This is a genomic window from Xanthobacter pseudotagetidis, assembly GCF_043194795.2.
GTDB classification, from domain to species: Bacteria; Pseudomonadota; Alphaproteobacteria; order Rhizobiales; family Xanthobacteraceae; genus Xanthobacter; species Xanthobacter tagetidis_A.
In genome coordinates this window covers 2,257,852-2,277,938 of sequence record NZ_CM195534.1, presented here as the reverse complement: position 1 = coordinate 2,277,938, position 20,087 = coordinate 2,257,852, and the positions used below count along the sequence as shown (strand labels likewise).

The following is a 20,087-nucleotide window of genomic DNA, read 5'->3' as shown; positions in this document are numbered from 1 at the left end:
CCTTCCCCCCGGCCGCGGTCCGGCCGCCTAGCGCCGCCAGGAGCCCCGATCCATGGACCTGATCGTCAAGCACGCCCGCCTGCCCCACGATCCGGGGCGCCAGGTGGACATCGGCATCGAGGGCGGCCGCTTCGCCGCCATCGAGCCGTCGCTGGCCGCCGACGCCGAGGTGCTGGACGTCGCCGGCCGCCTGGTCTCCCCGGGCTTCGTCGAGACCCACATCCACCTCGACAAGTCCTGCATCCTGGAGCGCTGCCACGCCCAGCGCGGCGACCTCGCCGAGGCCATCGGCGAGGTGGCGAAGGCCAAGGCCAAGTTCACGCCGGAGGACGTCTACGAACGCGGCAAGCGCACGCTGGAGAAGTGCATCCTCAACGGCACGACCCGCATGCGCACCCAGCTGGAGGTGGACCCCGGCATCGGGCTGCGGGGCCTGGAGGGCATCCTGCCGCTGATCGACGAATACAAGTGGGCCATCGACATCGAGATCTGCGTGTTCCCGCAGGAGGGTCTGCTCAACAATCCCGGCACCGACGACCTGATGGTGGAGGCGCTGAAGCGCGGCGCCCGCGTGGTGGGCGCGGCGCCCTACACGGATTCCAGCCCGCACGGCCAGATCGACCGGGTGTTCGAGATGGCGCGCGAATTCGATGCCGACATCGACATGCATCTCGACTTCGGCCCCACCGCCGAGACGCTCGACCTCGACTATGTCTGCGCGCTCGCGAACACGTATCGCTGGGGCGGGCGCACCGCCATCGGCCACGTCACCAAGCTCGCGGCCGCTGGGCCGGAGCGCTTCAGGGCGGCGGCGCAGTGCATGTGCGACGCCGGCGTCGCGCTCACCGTGCTGCCCTCCACGGACCTGTTCCTGATGGGCCGCGATGCGGAGGCGAACCAGCCGCGCGGCGTCACCCACACCCACAAGCTGCTGCACCACGGCGTGAACTGCTCGCTCTCCACCAACAACGTGCTGAACCCGTTCACGCCGTTCGGCGACTGCTCGCTGATCCGGATGGCGAACCTCAACGCCAACATCTGCCATATCGGCGCCACCTCGGACATCCGCGAGTGCTTCAACATGATCACCGAGCGCTCGGCGCGGCTCCTCAATGCCCGCGACTACGGCCTGGAGGTGGGCAAGGCGGCGGACTTCGTGGTGCTGGACTGCCAGACGCCGGAAGCCGCCGTCGCCGAGCTCGCCCCGGTGCTGTTCGCCTACAAGCGCGGGCGCCGCACCGTGACCCGCCCGGCGGCGTCCCTGCATCGCCCGACTTCGCACTGAGCACGCCCGGATGACCGACAGCACCCTGCCCTTCTTCCGCCCGCCGGCCGATCCCTACGGCGCCTTCTGCCTGGACAATCACGTGGCGGTGGCGGCGACCGCGCCAGGCCCGCTCGAAGGCCTCTCCTTCGCCATCAAGGACGTGTTCGACGTCGCCGGCAGCCGCACCGGCTTCGGCCATCCGCGATGGCTCGCCACCCACGGCCCGGCCGCCGAGACGGCGCCGGCGGTGAGCGCGCTGCTCGATGCCGGCGCGGACCTCGTCGGGCGCACCATCAGCGACGAGCTGTGCTACTCCATCGCCGGCGAGAACCTGCACTACGGCACGCCCACCAACCCGCGGGCGCCGGACCGCATTCCCGGCGGCTCCTCCTCGGGCTCCGCGGTGGCGGTGGCGGGGGGCATGGCCGACTTCGCCATCGGCACCGACTGCGGCGGCTCGGTGCGGGTGCCGGCGGCCTATTGCGGCATCTACGGCATCCGCCCCAGCCACGGCCGGATCTCGCTCGACGGCATCTCGCGCTTCGCCCCGCGCTTCGACACGGTGGGCTGGTTCGCGCGCGATCCCGGCATCCTTCGGCGCGTGGGCGAGGTGCTGCTCGGCGCCGGGCGCGGCGGCGGCTTCACCCGACTGGTGATCGCCACGGACGCCTTCGCGCGCTGCGACGAGGCCACCCGCGCGGCGCTGGAGGGCGCCGTCGCGCGCCTCGCGGCGCTCTTTCCGTCCCGCGCCGCCACCGATCTGTGCCCCGGCGACCTCGCGGCGTGGTTCGAGACCTTTCGCCTCATCCAGGCGGGCGAGATCTGGGCCTCGCTCGGGGCGTGGATCGAGGCGGAGCGGCCGGTGTTCGGCGACGGCGTCGGCGAGCGCTTCGCCACCGCCGCGAAGGTGGACCCGGCCGTTTCCGGGGCCGCCCGCGTCCGCGGCGAAGCCATCGCGGAGACGCTCGCCGCGCGCATCGGCGAAGGCGATCTCGTGGTGATGCCCACCACGCCCGGCCCGGCGCCGCTGCGCACCACCTCTTCGCGCGAGGTGGAGACCGACTACCGGCGCCGCGCCATGGAGATGCTCTGCGTCGCCGGCCTCGGCCGCCTGCCCCAGGTCACGCTGCCGGCCGGCGCGGTGGACGGCGCGCCGGTGGGATTGTCGATCCTCGCCCGGCGCGGCAAGGATATGGACCTCTTGGATATCGCGGCGCGGGCCGGCTTCGGCGTCCCGGCGCCGCCGGAGCGCCGATGAAAGCCGGAAAACCAGAGCGCACACCCGCGCTGAAGCGCGCGGCCAAGCCGAGGGCGTCCGACGCCCGCAAGGACGCCGGCACGCCCATGGCCGCCGCCGCGCGGCCCGAGCCCGCGAACGGCGCCCGGCAGAAACGCATCGCGACCCCCCCGGCCGCGCCCCCGGCTGCGATGCCGGCGCAGGCCGCGCCCGCGCGACCGCCCGCCCGGCGCAACGCCGCAGCGACGCGCCAGCGCATCCTCGAGGCGGCCATGGCGGAGTTCTCCGACCACGGCTTCAGCGGCAGCCGCATCGACCGCATCTGCGCCACCGCCGACGTGAACGTGGGGATGATCTACCACTACTTCGGCAACAAGGACGATCTCTACCTCGCGGCGCTGGAAGCGTCGTACCGGATCATCCGCGACCTGGAGCAGACGCTCGACGTGAACGGGCTCGACCCGGCCACGGCGATGCGGCGGCTGATCGAGATGACCTTCGACTTCCTCGCCGGCGATCCGCACTTCGTGCGCCTGATCATGAACGAGAACCTGATGATGGGGCGCACCGCGCGCCGCTCGCAGACCATCCCGCATCTGACGCAGCCGCTGCTCTCCTCGCTGCGCACCATCCTGAAGCGCGGCCAGGCGGCGAAGGTGTTCCACAAGGATATCGACGCCGAGAACGTCTATGTCTCGATCCTCGGGCTCAGCTTCATCCACGTCTCCAACCGCCACACGCTCGGCACCATGTTCCAGCACGACTTCGCCGCGCCGGCGTGGCTCGCCCGGCGGCGGGCGATCGTGGTGGACATCATGGCGAGCTACCTGGCGGCCGACCAGGGCTGAGCGGGCGGCCCCCGGCCAAGAGCGGCCGGCACGGGCCTGGTCGATATTGACGATGTCTCTGGTGCGGACGGCGGGACTCGAACCCGCATGCCTTGCGGCGCAAGATTTTAAGTCTCGTGCGTCTACCGGTTTCGCCACGTCCGCGCCGATGGGGCGGTGTCTGAGCCACGCGCCCGAATCCGGTGAACCATACCGGAGCAACGCCCGCGATCAATGCGGAAGAGTAACAAATTACCATGCACCGCAACCGGAACGTGATGCGTCGCGCTGCGCCGCAACACCGGATCGGAACGCGGTGGCCATCGGCGCGTCCGGTCGGCCGTGCCGCCGCGACGGAACCGGCGCGGGTTTCAAATCCCGGTGAGGACGCCCGGCGCGCCGCGCCTCAGGACACGGCCTCGCCGCCATCGCGCGCGGCGGCGGGCGTGATGGCGACCGATTCGCCGCAGCCGCAGGCTGAGGTCTGGTTCGGGTTGTTGAACACGAATTGAGCGGACATCTTGTCCGCCTTGTAGTCCATCTCGGTGCCGAGAAGGAACAGCACCGCCTTCGGATCGACGATGACCTTCACGCCCTTGTCCTCCACCACTTCATCGCCCGGGGCGATCTCGGCCGCGTAGTCCATGGTGTAGGACATGCCCGCGCAGCCGCCGTTCTTCACGCCGACCCGGACCGCGGCGATGGGCTCGCGCGCACGGGACATGATCTGGCGGATGCGCGCGGCAGCGGCGTCGGTGATGCGCATCACCGGGGGGCGGGCTCGGGCCGGCCTGACGCTGGAAGCAGCGTTCATGTCTGAAAGCCTCCGACGGTTCCGGCCGAGGCCGGATGGTCTTATTATCCCCTAAATGGATGACGACGGACCCTTTCACAAGGCGTTCCATGGCATCCGGCCATGCCGCGCCCTGTCGCCGGTCGCTTGACCAAGGCCAATGCGACCAGGATAAGTTCACCATAGCGGTATTATAATATTTCAGATTTTATGGTTTGAAAGGAAAAATGGCTAGAACGCGCCGGTAAGCCTCTGGCCCACCACAGTCCCACGAACGGACGACGCCGTGACTCCCCAGGCCTTCATCATCCGCGCGACACTCGCCTATGCGATGGGCGCGCTTGGCTGGGTGTACCTGTCGGACTGGCTGATCGAGAAGGTCGGCGGCGCGTCCGAGCTCGCCGCCTTGTCCACCTTCAAGGGCATCGCCTTCGTCGCCATCACCACCGCCCTGCTCGCCATGGCGCTGGCGCGGGTGGCGGCCATGGCGCGGAACGATCGGCGGGGTGCGCAGCCGTTCGGCCTGCTGCCGACCGCGGCGATCATCCTCGCCATCGTCGCCCCCACACTGATCGTCGGCGCCCTTGTGTACAACTCCGCATCGCGGGCGCTGATGCGAGAGAGAGAGGCCGACCTCAAGGCCACCATGGACCTGCAGATCGAGGCGCTCACACGGCACCGGCAGGAGAGCCTCACCTCCGCGTCCGCGCTCGCCGGCAGCGCCTTCATCCGCGACATCGTCGCCGACCTCCTGGCGCCGCATGCCCCCGGCAGTGACAAGCACCTGCGCGCGGTCCTCAGCGACGCCGCGCAAACCCTCGGCTTCGGCGCCGTGGAGCTGTGGAGCGCCGAGGGCCGCCGGCTGCTGCGGGAAGGCGACGACTGGCCGCCGCGCGACGCGGTTCGCAACCTGATCGCCCGGGCGCAAGGGTCCGAGGGGATCATGGTCGTCGTTCGTGACCGGAGCCGGGACCGCTACGGCTATGTGGTTTCGGTCGCCGGCGCCGATGGCGCAAGGGCGCAGGCATCGCTCTATCTGGAGATGGATCCCGCAAGGTTCCTCTATCCCTATCTGGCGCGACCGGTGACGATCGGCGCCGCCACCCAGTCGTTCCTTGCACGCAAGGAGGCCGACGGCGTCTGGTACTTCGGTTCGGTGCAGGCCGATGTTTCAGGTCCCTTGCTGACGCGGCCGCTGCCGGCCGATCTCGCCGCGCTCGCCGACGATGCCCAGCGCGCGCCCGGGATCGCCGCGGTAACCGGAACCTCTCGAAACGACATGCTCGCGGTCGCCAGGACGATCCCCCTCTGGCAGAGCGTCATCATCGCCACCATGAAGCACCGGCAGGCGCTGGGCGGCGCACGCGGGCTGATGCTGTTCGCCAGCCTGACAACCGCGGCCGTGATGGTGGTGGCGGTCGCCATCGGGCTCCTGTTCGCCGAGCGCCAGAAGCTGCGGGCGGCGCTGCGCGAGGTGGATCAGGCGCGCGCGCTCGCTTCCGCGGAGGAGCGATTCCGGGCCACCTTCGAGCAGGCGGCCGTCGGCATCATCCACATCGCGCTCGACGGCCGGATCTTACGCGCGAACCAGACCTTCTGCGCCTTCGTCGGCTACAGCCGCGAGGAGCTCCTGGGGCAGCACTACACCTTCCTCACCTACCCCGCCGACCAGGCGAAGGACGCGCGCGACATCGCCGCGCTGTCCGAAGGCCAGACCACCAACATCAAGGAAAGCGAGAAGCGTTTCCGCCGCAAGGACGGCTCCGATATCTGGCTCGATTGCTCGGTCTCGCTGGCGCGCGAGGATGACGGCGCGCCGAGCTACCTCATCGTGGTGTCGCAGGATGCCTCGGAACGACGGGCCGCATCGCGCGCCCTGAAGGAGAGCGAGGAGCGGTTCGAGCTCGCCGTGCGCGCCACCGAGCAGGGCGTCTGGGACATCGACCTCGTCACCGGTCAAAGCTACGTATCCCGTCGCTGGAGGGAAATGCTCGGGATTTCGCCGGACGCGCCGGTGGACCTGCGGACCCTGTGGCAGGACCGGGCGCACCCGGCTGACGCGCACCGCATGGCGGGGCTCTGGCAGGATGCGCTGGCCACCGACGGCGCCACATTCGCCGCCGAATACCGCATGCGCCACGAGGACGGGTCCTACCACGACTTCGTCTCGCAGGGCTTCGCCATCCGCGGCCCCTCGGGCGCGCCTGCGCGCATCGTCGGGCTGACCGAGGACATCACCGAGCGAAGGCAGACCGAGCGCCGCATCCAGCTCGCGGGCGCCGTGTTCTCCGGCACCGACGAAGGCATCGTCGTGACCGACGCCAAGGGGGTCATCTCCGCCGTCAATCCAGCCTTCACGGCCATCACCGGCTACGAGGAGGCGGAGGCGGTCGGAAAAAGCATGCGCCTGCTGCAGTCGGGCCGCCACGACCGCAATTTCTTCCGCCAGATGTGGGAGGAAATTCGCGCCGCCGGCTCCTGGCGCGGCGAGATCTGGAACCGGCGCAAGGACGGCGAGGTGTTCCTCCAGCATCTCATCATCAGCACGGTGCCCAGCGGCAACGGCGACGCGCCCCGCTACGTGGGGGTGTTCCACGACATCACCCAGGCGCGGCGCTCGCAATCGGAGCTCGACCGGCTGACCCACTACGACGTGCTCACCGGCCTGCCGAACCGCTCGCTGCTGTTCTCCCTCATCGACCATGCGGTGAGCCGCTCCAAGGCGCGCTGCGCCGTACTGTTCATCGACCTCGACCACTTCAAGACCATCAACGAGACCCTCGGCCTGACCTCCGGCGATGCCATGCTGCAGGCCGTCGGGCAGCGCCTGCGCTCCAGGCTGTCCGCCGACACCACGATCGGGCGCTATGGCGGCGACGAGTTCGTGGTTCTGCTCGAGAACATCAAGGGGTCCGAGGACGCCGCGGCCGAGGCCACGCGCATCATCGACGCCTTCACCGATCCGTTCACGGAGCCCGGAGGCGAGGACATCTATCTCGGCGCCAGCGTCGGCATCAGCCTGTTCCCGGACGACGACCCGGACGGAGGCCAGCTGCTCCAGCACGCCGGGTCCGCCTTGTTCCAGGCCAAGGCGAACGGGCGCGGGACCTACAGCTTCTATACCGGCGCCATGACGGCGGCCGCGCGGGCCCGGGTGGGCATGGAGGCGGAGCTGCGCCGCGCCCTCACCCGCGAGGAGCTGGTCGTCTACTTCCAGCCCATCATCTCGCTGTCCACCGGCCTGCTCACCGGCGCCGAGGCCCTGGTGCGCTGGATGAGCCCGCGCGGCCTCGTGACGCCGGACCAGTTCATTCCCGTGGCCGAGGAGACCGGCCTGATCGTGCCGCTCGGCGAGTACGTCGCCCAGCGCGCCTGCCGCCAGGTGGTGCAATGGGACGCCGAGGGCGTGACCTGCGGCACCATCTCGGTCAACCTCTCCCCGCGCCAGTTCAAGCAGGCGGACCTGTGCGCGCATTACGCCCAGATCCTGCGGGAGACCGGCCTCTCCCCGGAGCGCCTGGAGGTGGAGATCACCGAGAGCCTGCTCATCACCGAGGGGGTGGAGGCGAAGACCAAGCTCAATGAGCTCGCGGCGCTGGGGGTGAGGGTGGCGGTGGACGACTTTGGCACCGGCTACTCCTCGCTCTCCTACCTCAAGCGCTTTCCGATCGGAAAGCTCAAGATCGACAAGAGCTTCGTGCGCGACCTGCCAGGCTCGGCGGTGGACGGGGAGATCGTGCGCGCGGTCATCGCCATCGGCCGGGCGCTCAATCTCGCCATTCTCGCCGAGGGCGTGGAGACCGAGGCGCAGCGCGACTTCCTGAAGGAGAACGGCTGCGCCCTCGGCCAGGGCTTCCTCTGGAGCCGTCCGGTGCCGGCGGACAGCTTCGCGGCGTTCGCGCGCGCGCTGAGCCAGGACGGCGGCGCCCCGCCCGCCGCGTAGAGTCCGCGCCGCAGGCGCGGATGCCTTGGCCTCGGCGCCTCCCCCGGCCCGCGACCCGGATGCACCCGGACGAACCAGGGCATGACATCGCCCATGATGCGATGGCCGCCTCAGTAATTGGCCCAGAGGCCCGGCGTCGCGATCTCGGCGAGGTTGCCGTCCGGGTCGCGGAAATAGAGGCTGGTGCCACCCTTGGGCCAGCGCGCCTCGCCTTCGATGGCGACGCCGTGGGCGGCGAGATGCGCGCGCCAGCGGTCGATATCCGCCGCCGCCGCCGCGAAGGCGAAGTGCAGCCGGCCCGCCCCGTCATGGGGCGGGATGGTGCCGAACGGCATGGCGATGGTCTCGTGCGTGCTGCCGCGCTTGAACAGCAGCAGCACCGTCGCCCCCACCGGATAGGCGATGAAGCGCTCGTCCGCGAGCATGGGGACAAGGCCCATCACGCCTTCGTAGAAGGCGGCGGCGCGGGCGAGGTCGTCCACATAGAGGCCGGTCTCCAGCACACCGCCGAGCGGCGGCGCGGCATGGGCATCCGGCCCCGGCCCGCTCACCGGCGGCTCACCACAGATTGAGGGTGGCGCGCGCCTCTTCCGACATGCGGCCCTGGTCCCACGGGGGATCGAAGGTGATGTCCACCTTCACGTCGGCGACGCCGGGAACGGCGGCGACCGCGCTCTCCACCATGCCGGGAAGCTCGGCGGCGGCGGGGCAGTTGGGGGTGGTGAGCGTCATCTCCACCGCCACGGTGCGGTCGTCGGCGATGTCCACCTTGTAGATCAGGCCGAGCTCGTAGATGTCCACCGGGATCTCGGGATCGTAGACGCTCTTCAGCGCGCCGACGATCTCGTCGGTCAGGCGCGTGAGCTCCGCGTCCGGAATGGCGGAGGAGATCTTCGGCAAATGCGCCGTATCGGTCGCGTTATCGGTCATGCAAATAAATCCTGCGCCTTGACGAGGGCGTCGGCAAGCCGGTCCACCTCGGCGCGCGTGTTGTAGAGCGCGAACGACGCGCGGCAGGTGGCCGTTGCTCCATATCGTGCCAAAAGCGGCTGGGCGCAATGGGTTCCCGCGCGCACCGCGACGCCGTAGCGGTCCAGCACCGTGGCGACGTCGTGCGGATGGGCCCCCTTCATCTCGAACGAGACGATGGCGCCCTTGTCCGGAGCGCGCCCGACAATGCGCAGGGAATTGAGCGCTCCCAAGCGTTCCTGGGCATAGAGCGCGAGGTCGTGCTCGTGCGCGGCGATGGCCTCGCGGCCGACGGCGGTGACATAGTCCATCGCCGCGCCGAGGCCGATGGCCTGGACGATTGGAGGCGTTCCAGCCTCGAACCTGTGCGGCGGAACGCCGTAGGTGACGGTATCTTCCGTCACCTCGCGGATCATCTCGCCGCCGCCCTCATAGGGCGGCATCCCGGCGAGCAGGTGGTGCTTGCCGTAGAGCAGGCCGATGCCGGTGGGGCCGTAGAGCTTGTGGCCGGTGACGGCATAGAAGTCGACGTCGAGGTCCCGCACGTCCACCGGCATGTGGACGATGGCCTGGCAGCCGTCCACCAGCACCTTGGCGCCCACCGCATGGGCCGCCTGGACGATCTCCTTCACCGGCGTCACCGTGCCGAGCACGTTCGACATGTGGGTGATGGCGACGATCCGGGTGCGCTCGGTGAGCAGCGCCTTGAAGGCGTCGAGGTCGAAGCTGTCGTCCTCGCGCAGCGGCGCCCACTTGATCACCGCGCCCTTCCTCTCGCGCAGGAAATGCCAGGGCACGATGTTGGAATGGTGCTCCATGATGGAGAGCACGATCTCGTCGCCCGGCCGGATCGACTGGCCGAGCGAGTTGGCGACGAGGTTGATGGAGCCGGTGCCCGAGCGGGTGAAGATGACCTCGTCCGCCGAGCCCGCGTTCAGGAACGCGCGGGCGGTCTCGCGGGCGTGCTCGAACGCTTCCGTCGCGGCGTTGGCGAGATAGTGCAGGCCCCGGTGGACGTTGGAATATTCGCTCTCATAGGCGCGGGCGATGCGCTCGATCACCTGGCGCGGCTTCTGGGCCGAGGCGGCGTTGTCGAGATAGGTGAGCGGGTGGCCGTTCACGGTCATCGCGAGGGCGGGAAAGTCCGCGCGCACCGCCGCGACGTCGTAGGCACCGGTGGCCGGATGGGAAGCGATGCGGGTGGCGGTCATGGGTGGTCCTCGATCAGCGTGCTTCAGTCGTAAACGCCCTCTCCCGTCTCGGAAAGGATCGGGAGGATAACGCCCCTCGCTACCGTCGCCCTCCGGCTCGACCGGACGGCCCGTGGTCCTCGGGCCTTCCCGGCCCGCCCGTGGATGCTCCGGTCGAGCCGGAGCATGACGGCGGCGGGGCGTCGGCCTTTCCCCTCTCCCCCACGGGGAGAGGGATGGGGTGAGGGGGAAGGACGGCGGAGGGCTTGCGGGCACGAGGTTTTCCCGCGTGCCGTTCCCTTCATTGCCGTCGCCCTCCGGCTCGACCGGAGGGCCTATGTCCCTCCCTCGGGCCAGGCCCAGCCCGTGGATGCTCCGGTCAAGCCGGAGCATGACGGGGGTTGGGACCGAGCCCCTCAGCCCACCTTGCCGAGCCGCTCGACGATGCGCGCCATCAGCGCCTCGCGCAGCGGCTCCTGCTCCACATATTCCACCGCCTCGCCCACGAACGCCTGCACCAGCAGCACCTGAGCCTCCGCGCGCGGGATGCCGCGGGAGAGCAGGTAGAACAGAAGGTCGTCGTCGAGCGCCCCGGCGGTGGCGCCGTGGCCGCACTGGACATCGTCGGCGAAGATCTCCAGCTCCGGCTTGTTGTCCATCTGCGCGAACTCGCCGAGCAGCAGCGACTGGCTCATCATGCGCCCGTCGGTCTTCTGCGCGTCGGGACGCACGATGATCTTGCCCTGGAACACGCCGTGGCTCTCGTCCTTGAGCACGGTCTTGAACAGCTCGCGGCTCTCGCAATGGGGCACCGCGTGGTCCATCACCATGGTCACGTCGCCGTGCTGGCGGTTGGCGAGCAGGTTCACGCCGCGGATGCCGGCATGGCTGCCGGAGCCCGAGAACCGGCCATAGAGGCTGAGGCGGGCGGTGGCGGCGCCGGTGGCGAGCTGGAAGGCGTGGAAGGCCACGTCGCGGCCCATGTCCACCACCAGCGTGCCGAGATGGAGCGCCTTGTCGCCCTCCTCCTGCACCCGGATCAGGTCCACATGGGCGCCGTCGCCCAGGTAGAACTCGCTCGCGGCGTTGGCCTGGTAGGCGATGCCGTCCGGCCCCTGGTGGCTCTCGATGAAGGCCACCTGCGCGCCCTCCTCCACCACCACCAGCGCGCGGGTGAAGGTGGCGAGCGGCGCGTCCGCGGTGAAGACGTGGGCGATGTGGATCGGCGTCTCCACCTTGGCGCCGGCGGCGACGTGGACCACCAGCCCCTCGTGCAGCATGGCGGTGTTGAGCGCCAGAGCCGCGTCGTAGCGCTGCGGCGCCAGCGCGCCGATGCGCTCCAGCAGCGGGCTGCCGGAAGCGAGCGCGGCGGCGAGCGGCACGGCGGAGACGCCGGCCGGGAGCCTGCCGAGATGGGAGGCGCCGCGCGCGTAGCCGCCATTCACGAACAGCACGCGCTCGGCGCCGGGGAAGGCGATGGCGCGCAGGCTCGCCTCCGCCTCGGCGGCGGCGGTGACCTCGCCGGCGAGCGGCGGCGCCTCGCGCACGGCGGCGCGCAGGTCGGTGTACTTCCACTCCTCCACCCGGCGGGTGGGAAGGCCGTGCTCGGCGAAGGCGGCGGCGGCGGCGCGGCGCAGCTCGCTGATGCGGCCCGCCGTGGGCTCGGCGGCGATGCGCGCCTCGGCCGCCTTGGCGAAGGCCTCCTCGCCGGCCGTGCGCAGGGTGCGGATCTCGGTGTTCATCTCGCCCGCCTTCACGCCGCGTCGCCATAGGCGGCGTAGCCGGAAGCCTCCAGCTCCAGCGCCAGCTCCTTGCCGCCCGAGCGCACGATGCGGCCCTGGTGCATCACGTGCACCACGTCCGGCACGATATGGTCGAGCAGGCGCTGGTAATGGGTGATGACCAGCATGGCGCGCTTCGGCGAGCGCAGCGCGTTCACGCCCTGGGCGACGACCTTGAGCGCGTCGATGTCGAGGCCGGAATCGGTCTCGTCGAGGATGCAGAGCTTCGGCTCCAGGATCGACATCTGGAGGATCTCGTTGCGCTTCTTCTCGCCGCCGGAGAAGCCCACGTTCACGCCGCGCCGGAGCATCTCCTGGGAGATGCCGAGGGCCCCGGCCTTGTCCTTCACGAGGCGCAGGAAGTCGGGGGTGGAGATTTCCGCTTCCCCGCGCGCCTTGCGCTGGGCGTTCAGCGCCGTGCGCAGGAACGTCATGTTGGCGACGCCGGGAATCTCGATCGGGTACTGGAAGGCGAGGAAGAGGCCCGCGGCCGCGCGCGCGTCGGGCTCCATGGCGAGCAGGTCCTCGCCGTCGAGGGTGGCGGTGCCGTCCGTGACCTCGTAGTCGTCCTTGCCGGCGAGCACGTAGGAGAGCGTGGACTTGCCGGAGCCGTTCGGCCCCATGATGGCGTGCACCTCGCCGGCATTGATGGTGAGGTCCAGGCCCTTGAGGATCTCGCGGTCGTCGATGCGGGCGTGCAGGTTGCGGATGTCGAGCATGTCTTCGTGTTCCGTTGGTGCGCCGGCCGGGCCGGGCGTAAATTCCGCGGCGCCGGCGCTGACGCGCCTTCGCCGCTTGTCGCTCCCGTCATGCCCGGCCTCGTGCCGGGCATCCACGCCTTTGGGCTCGCGCAACGCTCTGGATGCTGCGCCGAGCCGCAGGCCGTGGATGGCCGGGTCGAGCCCGGCCATGACGGCGTGGGAATGAGGTCAGCCGACGCTGCCCTCCAGGCTCACGGCGATGAGCTTCTGCGCCTCCACGGCGAACTCCATGGGCAGCTGCTGGAGCACGTCCTTGACGAAGCCGTTGACGATGAGGGCCACCGCCTCCTCGTCGGAGAGACCGCGCTGGAGGCAGTAGAACATCTGGTCCTCGGAGATCTTCGAGGTGGTGGCCTCGTGCTCGAACTGGGCCGAGGAATTGTTCGCCTCGATGTAGGGCACGGTGTGGGCGCCGCACTTGTCGCCGATCAGCAGCGAGTCGCAATTGGTGAAGTTGCGCGCGCCGCTCGCCTTGCGGTGGGCGGAGACGAGGCCCCGGTAGGTGTTCTCCGAGTGGCCGGCGGCGATGCCCTTGGAGATGATCCGGCTCGCGGTGTTCTTGCCGAGATGGATCATCTTGGTGCCCGAATCCACCTGCTGGTGGCCGTTCGAGATGGCGATGGAATAGAACTCGCCCTGGGAATTGTCGCCGCGCAGGATGCAGCTCGGATACTTCCAGGTGATGGCCGAGCCGGTCTCCACCTGGGTCCAGGAGATCTTGGAATTGTCGCCCCGGCAGTCGCCGCGCTTGGTGACGAAATTGTAGATGCCGCCCTTGCCCTCGGCGTCGCCCGGATACCAGTTCTGGACCGTGGAGTACTTGATCTCCGCATCCTTCAGCGCGATCAGCTCGACCACCGCCGCGTGCAGCTGGTTCTCGTCGCGCTGGGGCGCGGTGCAGCCTTCGAGATAGCTCACATAGGCGCCCTCGTCGGCGATGATGAGGGTGCGCTCGAACTGGCCGGTGTTCTTCTCGTTGATGCGGAAGTAGGTGGACAGCTCCATCGGGCAGCGCACGCCCTTCGGCACGTAGACGAACGAGCCGTCGGAGAACACCGCGCTGTTGAGCGTGGCGTAGAAGTTGTCCGACACCGGCACCACCGAGCCGAGATACTGGCGCACCAGCTCGGGGTGCTCGCGGATCGCCTCCGAGATCGAGCAGAAGATGACGCCGGCCTTCGCCAGCTCGGCCTTGAAGGTGGTGGCGACCGAGACCGAATCGAACACCGCGTCCACCGCCACCTTGGAGCCGCCCGAGCTCTCGATGCCGAGCAGCGCGTCGCGCTCGCGCAGCGGGATGCCGAGCTTCTCGTAGGTCTTGAGGATCTCGGGGTCGATCTCGTCGATGGACTTCGGCCCCGCCTTGGCCTTCGGGGCGGCGTAGTAATAGAGGTCCTGGAAGTCGATCCTGGGATAGCTCACCCGCGCCCAGGTGGGCTCGCGCATGGTGAGCCAGCGCCGGAAGGCGTCGAGGCGCCATTCCAGCATCCATTCGGGCTCGTTCTTCTTGGCGGAGATGAAGCGCACCGTGCCTTCGTCGAGGCCCTTCGGCGCCTTCTCGGATTCGATGTCGGTGGTGAAACCGTACTTGTACTGATCGACGTCGATCGCGCGGACGCGCTCGACGGTCTCCTGGACCGCAGGCATCTTCTCGTCTCCTCTCCCGCGCGGGGTCAAGGCCCGCGGGTCAAGTCCCACTCCGCCCCTGAAAGGCGGAAATCCATGTCACCCGCCCGGCCGGGCGGGCCTCACGCCGCGCGGACCGGGCGACCGCCGGTCTGCGGCACGGCCTTCTGAAGGGCGTCCACGACGCGCGCCACATCCTCTTCGGTGGACGACCAGCCGAGGGACAGGCGCACGGTGCCGGACGCCAGATCCCCGTCGACGCCCATGGCGGTCAGGACGTGGGACGCGCCCACCTTCCCCGAGGCGCAGGCCGATCCGGCACTGACACTTACGTAGGAAAGGTCGAGGGCGATCACCAGGGTTTCGGCCTTCGCGCCGGAAAAAGCAATAAGGCTGGTGTTGGGAATCCGCGCCGCGCCGGAACCCACCACCACCGCGCCGGGAATGCGGGCGGCGATCTCCGCCTCCATCCGGTCGCGCAGGCCGGCGAGGCGCTCGCGCTCGCCGCCGGTCTCGTAGCCGGCGCGCGCCGCCTCCGCCGCCGCGCCGAAGCCGGCGATGAGCGCGACCGCCTCGGTGCCGCCGCGCTGCCCGCGCTCCTGGCCGCCGCCGGTCATGAGCGGCGTGACGCGGCTGTCCGCATGCCCGGCGATGAGCGCGCCGATGCCCTGCGGGCCGCCCAGCTTGTGGGCGGACAAAGCGAGGAAATCCACCGCCAGCGTGCCCATGTGGAACGGCATGCGGCCCGCCACCTGCACCGCGTCGCACACCAGCACGCCGTCATGGGTGTGGACCAGGCGCGCCGCCTCGGTCACGGGCTGGAGCACGCCGGTCTCGTTGTTGGCCGCCATGAGCGCCACCATGGCGCGGCGGCCGGCCCCCGCATGGCGCTGGAGCGCCGCATCGAGGGCGTCGAGGTCGATGCGCCCGTCGCGGCCCACGGCAATGGTCTCCAGCGCCCCGGCGGGAAAGCGGTGGCCGCGCGTCACGGCGGGATGCTCCACCGCGCTCGCCAGCAGCACGTCGCAGGGCATCGGCCGGCCGGCCACCTCCACCTGCGGATGCAGGACGGTGGCCAGCGCCTCGGTGGCGCCGGAGGTGAAGGTCACCTGGCGCGCCATGGCGCCCGCCAGCGCCGCCACCTGGCCCCGCGCCCGCTCGACGCGCGCGCGCGCCGCGCGCCCCGGCCCGTGCACGGACGAGGCGTTGCCGCCGGCGTCGAGCGCCTCGACGATGGCGGCCCGCGCCTCCGGCCGCAGGGGGCTCGACGCATTGTGATCGAGATAGGCGCGCGCCGCCTTGGCGCCGGCCGCGTTCATGCCGGCGGCGCTCATCGCGGCAGCCGTCCGCACCCGGACGCGGGGCGGCGCCGAGGGTTGCATTTGCCGGCGATCTCGGTCATAGGTCAAACTCCACCCGTTCCCGCAATGCAGCGCCCTTCGGTTTGCGCAGCCGGCGGGAATAGATTAGAATTATTCTAAATTGATAAGGCGCGTCGTGCTCTAAGTCAAGTCATTACCGCCGCTCCGTCAAGCCTCGGACCGGTCGGCGACAGGACTTTCGGGCGGACGCGGGCCCCATGGTTCTTTCGCGGGGAGAGCGATCCGTGCCCCAAGCCGCCTCTGCCTCCCTGTCCAGAGGACAAGCCCCGCGGCACCGGCCGGGCGACGCCCGCATCCGCGGCGTCCTCGCTCACCTCCCGTCCGCAGGCGCGCGGCACTTTCAAGAGGTTGTCCAGACCCATGCCTGAAGTGATCTTCCCCGGTGAGAAGGGGCGGCTCGAAGGCCGCTATCAGCCCGCCAAGAGCCGCAACGCGCCGATCGCGGTAATCCTGCACCCGCACCCGCAGTTCGGCGGGACCATGAACAACCCGGTGGTCTACAACCTCTACTACCAGTTCGTGAATCGCGGCTTCTCGGTGCTGCGCTTCAACTTCCGCGGCGTCGGCCGCTCCCAGGGCTCGTTCGACCACGGCCAGGGCGAGCTGTCGGACGCCGCCGCCGCGCTCGACTGGGCGCAGTCGGTGAATCCGGACGCGCGCGCCTGCTGGATCGCCGGCTTCTCGTTCGGCGCCTGGATCGGCATGCAGCTGCTCATGCGCCGGCCGGAGGTCGAGGGCTTCATCTCGGTGGCGGCGCCCGCGAACCTCTACGACTTCTCGTTCCTCGCCCCCTGCCCGTCCTCCGGCCTGTTCGTGCACGGCGACAAGGACGCGGTGGTTCCCACCTCGGCGGTGGCGACGCTGGTGGAGAAGCTGAAGACCCAGAAGGGCATCGTCATCGAGCAGCAGGTGGTGCCCGGCGCCAACCACTTCTTCGACGGCAAGACCGACGAATTGATGGAAGTGGTGGGCACCTATCTCGACAAGCGCCTCCCCGGCGCCCGCACCGACAGCGCCGCCTGAGCAAGGCGGCGCTGGGCGCATGACGGCCGCTTCCGCGCCCTGTCCGCACACCCGCCGTCGCCCTCCGGCTTGACCGGAGGGCCCAGGGGCCTTTCCGCAAGCACCCGCGCCGCGTGGATGCTCCGGTCAAGCCGGAGCATGACGGCGGTTGGGGGCGGTTGGAGGCGGTTGGAGGCGGTTGGAGGCGTGGATGCTCCGGTCGAGCCGGAGCATCACGGCGGTTTGGGACATGACGGCGGTTGAAGGATAACGACGGTTGAAAAATACCGGCGGCTGGGAGCGTGGAGGCTTCCGGAGAGCCGGGGCATGATTGCGCTCGGCGCCGGGCGCCGGCCGGCCCGCGCCTCCTACCGCTCGAAGACCCCCACCAGCTCCACGTGCGGGCTGTAGCGGAACTGGTCGAGCGGCGTGACCCCGCCGAGCCGGAACCCGCCATCGATCAGTGCCCGCGCGTCGCGCGCGAAGGTGGTGGCGCTGCACGACACATAGACCACGCGCCCCACCTTCGCCGCCGCAAGCTGGCGCGCCTGCGCCTCGGCTCCCTGGCGCGGCGGATCGATGACCACGGCGTCGAAGGCCGAAAGCTCCTCCGGCAGCAGCGGGCGCCGGAACAGGTCGCGCGCCTCGCCCTCCACGCCCTTCAGCCCCGCCGTGGCGCGCGCCGCCTTGAGCAACGCCGCCACCGCCGGCGCATTGCCCTCCACCGCATGCACCCGCGCGCCCTCCGCGAGGCGCAGCGCGAAGGTGCCGATGCCGGCGAACAGGTCCGCCACCCGCTTCGCCCCCGCCACCCCGTCGGCCACGGCGGCGGCAAGGCGCGCCTCGCCCTCGGCGGTGGCCTGGAGGAAGGCGGCCGGCGGCAGCTCCACCCGCGCCCGGCCCATCATCAGCACCGGCGCCACGCGCTGGAGCACCAGCTCGCCATGGCGGGTGACGCGGGCGAGGCCGAAGCGCTCGGCGAGCTGCGCCAGATCCATGAGCAGCGCCGGCGGCAGCGGCCCGGAGCCGCGCACGTCGAGGTCGAGCCCGGTGGCGCTGGCGATGACCTGGATGTCGAGCGGCTTGTTGCGCGGCGCCAGCGCCTGCGCCACCGCCCGCGCCGCCGGCAGGGCCTGGGCGAGGTCCGGCGCCAGAACCGGGCATTCGGCGAGATCCACCATGGCGTGCGACTTGCGCTCGGCGAAGCCCACCACGGTCTTCGCGCCATTCTTGGCGCCATATTGCCGGGCATGGAAGATGACGCGCCGCCGGCCCGCCCCATGGGCGTCCGCCACCGGCGCCACATCGGCGGCGATCCGCTCGCGCGACAGCGCCTCGGCGACGAGGCCGCGCTTCCAGGCGAGATAGGGCGCAAGCTCCCAGTGCTGGAGCAGGCAGCCGCCGCAGCGGCCGAAATGGCGGCAGGCCGGCGCCGCCCGCTCCGGGCTCGCCTCCAGCACCGCGTCGAGCCGCGCCCGCTCGCCCTCGATGGTGGCGGCGACGCGCTCGCCCGGCAGCGCGTAGGGCACGAAGAGCGGGCCGGACGGCCCCTCGGCGACGGCGTCGCCCTGGGCGCCCATGCGGGTGAGGCGCAGCTCCATCACAAGCGCTCCGCGCCGAGCAGGAACTCGCGGTTGCCGTCGCCGCCGGCGATGGGCGACGGCACGAGGCCGAGCCCGCGCCAGCCCAGGGTCTCCACCAGCGCCAGCGCCCTGGCGCACACCTCCTCGTGCACCGCCGCATCGCGCACCACGCCTTTCTTGAGCGCGGCGCGGCCGGCCTCGAACTGCGGCTTCACCAGCGCCACCAGCCGCGCGCGGGGCGCGGCGAAGGCGAGCGCGGGCGGCAGAACCAGGGCCAGCGAGATGAAGCTCGCGTCCACCACCACCAGATCGACGGGCGGCAGCGCACCGGCGGCGAGGGCGCGGATGTCGGTTCCCTCCAGCGAGGTGACAGCCGGATGCCTCCGGAGGCGGGCATGAAGCTGGTCGCGCCCCACGTCCACGGCGAACACATGGGCGGCGCCCCGGCGCAGCAGCAGCTCGGTGAAGCCGCCGGTGGAGGCGCCCACATCGAGCGCCGCCTGCCCGGCGGGGTCGATGGCGAAGGCGTCGAGGGCCGCCTCCAGCTTGAGCGCCCCGCGCGAGACGAAGTCGTGCGCCGCCTGCGCCGCGATCTCCGCGTCCGGCGCCACCTCGGTGGCGGGCTTGGTGACGACGACGCCGGACACCCGCACCAGCCCCTGGGCGATGGCGGCCTGGGCGCGGGCGCGGCTCTCGAACAGGCCGCGCTCCACCAGGAGGCGATCAAGGCGCTGGCGCGCGGAACTCGGGGGATGGATCGGGAATGCGTTCGTCATCGTCGGGAGGCCCGCGCCGGGGCTGGTTCAGTCCAAAGGTCGCTGCGGGACCGGGCCGCGAGCCATCGCGGAAGCCCGTCGCGAGCCGGTCCGGGCCGTGATATGCGATGCGGGTGGGTGGCGCAAACCATCTGCCGATTCCCGTCCGGGCGCCGGCATGGTACCACCCCTGAGTGCGGGCGGCCGGCATCCTGTGGGGGGATGCAATGGTCCACGCCCGCATTGCCCGCGTATCCGAACCAGGGCAGCGCCCGATCAGATCGCCCCGATCCGACCGGCGCGCGCCCGGGAATATCTTACGGGAAGGCCATCCGGACCGATCCGGGTCCGGCCTGAACCCGTTCTTCGGCTGGAGACCCCATGCGCCGCGCCTTCCTCCTCGGCCTGCTTTTTTCATTGGCCGTGCTCGATCATTCCGCAGCCGCCCCGGCCAAGCCCGCAGCCAAGCCCGCCGCTGCCGACGCCCGGACCTGGGCCATCGTCAAGGCCGAGGATTCCTACGTCATGCGCTACGGCGCCTCGCGCGTGCCCGACCCGCTGTTCGCGGTCGCCTGCCAGCCGGCCGCCGCGCTGCTCCAGTTCACCGTCGACGTGCCCGCCGGCCGCATCAAGGCGGGCGACGGCGTCGCGGTCTCGCTGGCGGCGGGCAAGCGGCGCATGCAGCTCGCCGCCACCGCCTTCCGCGGCGCCGGCGACCGGCTGGTGGTGGAGGCGGCGGTGACGCTGGAGGCCAACGTGCTCGATCTCTTCGCCTCCGGCGACCAGCTCACCGTGTCCATGGACGGCACCCGGGAGGCCATTCCGCTCGCGGGCGCCAAGGCCAAGCTCGCGGACTTCCGGCGCGCCTGCCTCGGCGCATCCTGACGCCCGCGCGCCTGTGGACGATGCCGGTGGAGGGCGCTTCTCCTGCCTGCGGGACGCCTTAATATGCGCGCCGATGCAATTTAGGA

At 70.6% G+C, this 20,087-nt stretch carries 16 protein-coding genes and 1 tRNA gene; 6 read left to right on the top strand and 11 right to left on the bottom strand.

What is annotated here, in order from left to right:
- The first annotated feature begins 52 nt into the window (after window positions 1-52).
- The 3 genes from V5F67_RS10435 to V5F67_RS10425 are packed head-to-tail and all read left to right on the top strand — an operon-like array spanning window position 53 to window position 3,352.
- On the top strand, window positions 53-1,285 hold the full coding sequence (locus tag V5F67_RS10435; RefSeq protein WP_394019470.1) for an amidohydrolase family protein: 1,233 nt from the start codon (window positions 53-55) through the stop codon (window positions 1,283-1,285).
- A 10-nt stretch (window positions 1,286-1,295) separates the two neighbouring features.
- Complete coding sequence (locus V5F67_RS10430; RefSeq protein ID WP_394019472.1) at window positions 1,296-2,525, top strand: amidase; 1,230 nt, start codon at window positions 1,296-1,298, stop codon at window positions 2,523-2,525.
- On the top strand, window positions 2,522-3,352 hold the full coding sequence (locus tag V5F67_RS10425) for a TetR family transcriptional regulator (protein ID WP_394019474.1): 831 nt from the start codon (window positions 2,522-2,524) through the stop codon (window positions 3,350-3,352). The genes V5F67_RS10430 and V5F67_RS10425 overlap by 4 nt, the downstream gene beginning before the upstream one ends.
- 59 nt (window positions 3,353-3,411) lie before the next feature.
- On the opposite strand, the gene V5F67_RS10420 is transcribed toward V5F67_RS10425, so the two are convergent.
- Window positions 3,412-3,496, bottom strand: a tRNA-Leu gene (locus tag V5F67_RS10420).
- Between the two features lie 241 nt (window positions 3,497-3,737).
- A complete protein-coding gene (locus V5F67_RS10415; RefSeq protein ID WP_394019476.1) occupies window positions 3,738-4,145 on the bottom strand; it encodes a HesB/IscA family protein in 408 nt (135 codons plus the stop codon).
- A gap of 265 nt (window positions 4,146-4,410) precedes the next feature.
- On the opposite strand from V5F67_RS10415, the gene V5F67_RS10410 reads away from it, so the two are divergent.
- Window positions 4,411-8,067: a sensor domain-containing protein gene (locus tag V5F67_RS10410; RefSeq protein WP_394019478.1), complete on the top strand. Its 3,657-nt coding sequence runs from the start codon at window positions 4,411-4,413 to the stop codon at window positions 8,065-8,067.
- Between the two features lie 110 nt (window positions 8,068-8,177).
- On the opposite strand, the gene V5F67_RS10405 is transcribed toward V5F67_RS10410, so the two are convergent.
- From V5F67_RS10405 to V5F67_RS10375, 7 genes are all read right to left on the bottom strand, one after another.
- Window positions 8,178-8,618 carry a VOC family protein gene (locus V5F67_RS10405; RefSeq protein WP_394019480.1) on the bottom strand — a complete coding sequence of 147 codons (441 nt, stop codon included), beginning with the start codon at window positions 8,616-8,618 and terminating at the stop codon, window positions 8,178-8,180.
- A 7-nt stretch (window positions 8,619-8,625) separates the two neighbouring features.
- Window positions 8,626-8,997: an SUF system Fe-S cluster assembly protein gene (locus V5F67_RS10400; protein ID WP_394019482.1), complete on the bottom strand. Its 372-nt coding sequence runs from the start codon at window positions 8,995-8,997 to the stop codon at window positions 8,626-8,628.
- A complete protein-coding gene (locus V5F67_RS10395; protein WP_394019484.1) occupies window positions 8,994-10,247 on the bottom strand; it encodes a cysteine desulfurase in 1,254 nt (417 codons plus the stop codon). Before V5F67_RS10395 ends, V5F67_RS10400 begins: the two co-directional genes overlap by 4 nt.
- A 395-nt stretch (window positions 10,248-10,642) precedes the next feature.
- Window positions 10,643-11,968, bottom strand: coding sequence for a Fe-S cluster assembly protein SufD (gene sufD / locus V5F67_RS10390; protein WP_394019486.1), 1,326 nt, complete (start codon window positions 11,966-11,968; stop codon window positions 10,643-10,645).
- A gap of 11 nt (window positions 11,969-11,979) precedes the next feature.
- A complete protein-coding gene (gene sufC / locus V5F67_RS10385) occupies window positions 11,980-12,726 on the bottom strand; it encodes a Fe-S cluster assembly ATPase SufC (RefSeq protein WP_394019488.1) in 747 nt (248 codons plus the stop codon).
- A gap of 210 nt (window positions 12,727-12,936) precedes the next feature.
- The gene (gene sufB / locus V5F67_RS10380) at window positions 12,937-14,415 is read right to left on the bottom strand and encodes a Fe-S cluster assembly protein SufB (protein WP_394019490.1); all 1,479 of its coding nucleotides are present in this window, start codon (window positions 14,413-14,415) and stop codon (window positions 12,937-12,939) included.
- Window positions 14,416-14,516: 101 nt separating this feature from the next.
- Entirely contained in the window at window positions 14,517-15,728 is a 1,212-nt protein-coding gene (locus V5F67_RS10375; protein ID WP_394019492.1) for a cysteine desulfurase family protein, read from the bottom strand.
- A gap of 408 nt (window positions 15,729-16,136) precedes the next feature.
- Here V5F67_RS10375 and V5F67_RS10370 point away from each other — a divergent pair, with 408 nt between their 5' ends.
- A complete protein-coding gene (locus V5F67_RS10370) occupies window positions 16,137-16,799 on the top strand; it encodes an alpha/beta hydrolase (RefSeq protein WP_394019494.1) in 663 nt (220 codons plus the stop codon).
- A gap of 347 nt (window positions 16,800-17,146) precedes the next feature.
- On the opposite strand, the gene V5F67_RS10365 is transcribed toward V5F67_RS10370, so the two are convergent.
- Window positions 17,147-18,379: a class I SAM-dependent RNA methyltransferase gene (locus tag V5F67_RS10365; protein WP_394019496.1), complete on the bottom strand. Its 1,233-nt coding sequence runs from the start codon at window positions 18,377-18,379 to the stop codon at window positions 17,147-17,149.
- Entirely contained in the window at window positions 18,379-19,137 is a 759-nt protein-coding gene (locus V5F67_RS10360; protein WP_394019498.1) for a TlyA family RNA methyltransferase, read from the bottom strand. Before V5F67_RS10360 ends, V5F67_RS10365 begins: the two co-directional genes overlap by 1 nt.
- A 360-nt stretch (window positions 19,138-19,497) precedes the next feature.
- Here V5F67_RS10360 and V5F67_RS10355 point away from each other — a divergent pair, with 360 nt between their 5' ends.
- The gene (locus V5F67_RS10355; RefSeq protein ID WP_394019500.1) at window positions 19,498-20,001 is read left to right on the top strand and encodes a hypothetical protein; all 504 of its coding nucleotides are present in this window, start codon (window positions 19,498-19,500) and stop codon (window positions 19,999-20,001) included.
- Window positions 20,002-20,087: the final 86 nt, after the last annotated feature.

Bases quoted from the DNA above. Each gene is read 5' to 3' on its own strand.
- V5F67_RS10365 (WP_394019496.1), bottom strand. From the start codon at position 18,379: ATGGAGCTGCGCCTCACCCGCATGGGCGCCCAGGGCGACGCCGTCGCC.
- V5F67_RS10360 (WP_394019498.1), bottom strand. From the start codon at position 19,137: ATGACGAACGCATTCCCGATCCATCCCCCGAGTTCCGCGCGCCAGCGC.
- sufD (WP_394019486.1), bottom strand. From the start codon at position 11,968: ATGAACACCGAGATCCGCACCCTGCGCACGGCCGGCGAGGAGGCCTTC.
- V5F67_RS10400 (WP_394019482.1), bottom strand. From the start codon at position 8,997: ATGACCGATAACGCGACCGATACGGCGCATTTGCCGAAGATCTCCTCC.
- V5F67_RS10425 (WP_394019474.1), top strand. From the start codon at position 2,522: ATGAAAGCCGGAAAACCAGAGCGCACACCCGCGCTGAAGCGCGCGGCC.
- sufB (WP_394019490.1), bottom strand. From the start codon at position 14,415: ATGCCTGCGGTCCAGGAGACCGTCGAGCGCGTCCGCGCGATCGACGTC.
- V5F67_RS10375 (WP_394019492.1), bottom strand. From the start codon at position 15,728: ATGAGCGCCGCCGGCATGAACGCGGCCGGCGCCAAGGCGGCGCGCGCC.
- V5F67_RS10355 (WP_394019500.1), top strand. From the start codon at position 19,498: ATGCGCCGCGCCTTCCTCCTCGGCCTGCTTTTTTCATTGGCCGTGCTC.
- V5F67_RS10435 (WP_394019470.1), top strand. From the start codon at position 53: ATGGACCTGATCGTCAAGCACGCCCGCCTGCCCCACGATCCGGGGCGC.
- V5F67_RS10370 (WP_394019494.1), top strand. From the start codon at position 16,137: ATGCCTGAAGTGATCTTCCCCGGTGAGAAGGGGCGGCTCGAAGGCCGC.
- V5F67_RS10395 (WP_394019484.1), bottom strand. From the start codon at position 10,247: ATGACCGCCACCCGCATCGCTTCCCATCCGGCCACCGGTGCCTACGAC.
- V5F67_RS10430 (WP_394019472.1), top strand. From the start codon at position 1,296: ATGACCGACAGCACCCTGCCCTTCTTCCGCCCGCCGGCCGATCCCTAC.
- sufC (WP_394019488.1), bottom strand. From the start codon at position 12,726: ATGCTCGACATCCGCAACCTGCACGCCCGCATCGACGACCGCGAGATC.
- V5F67_RS10415 (WP_394019476.1), bottom strand. From the start codon at position 4,145: ATGAACGCTGCTTCCAGCGTCAGGCCGGCCCGAGCCCGCCCCCCGGTG.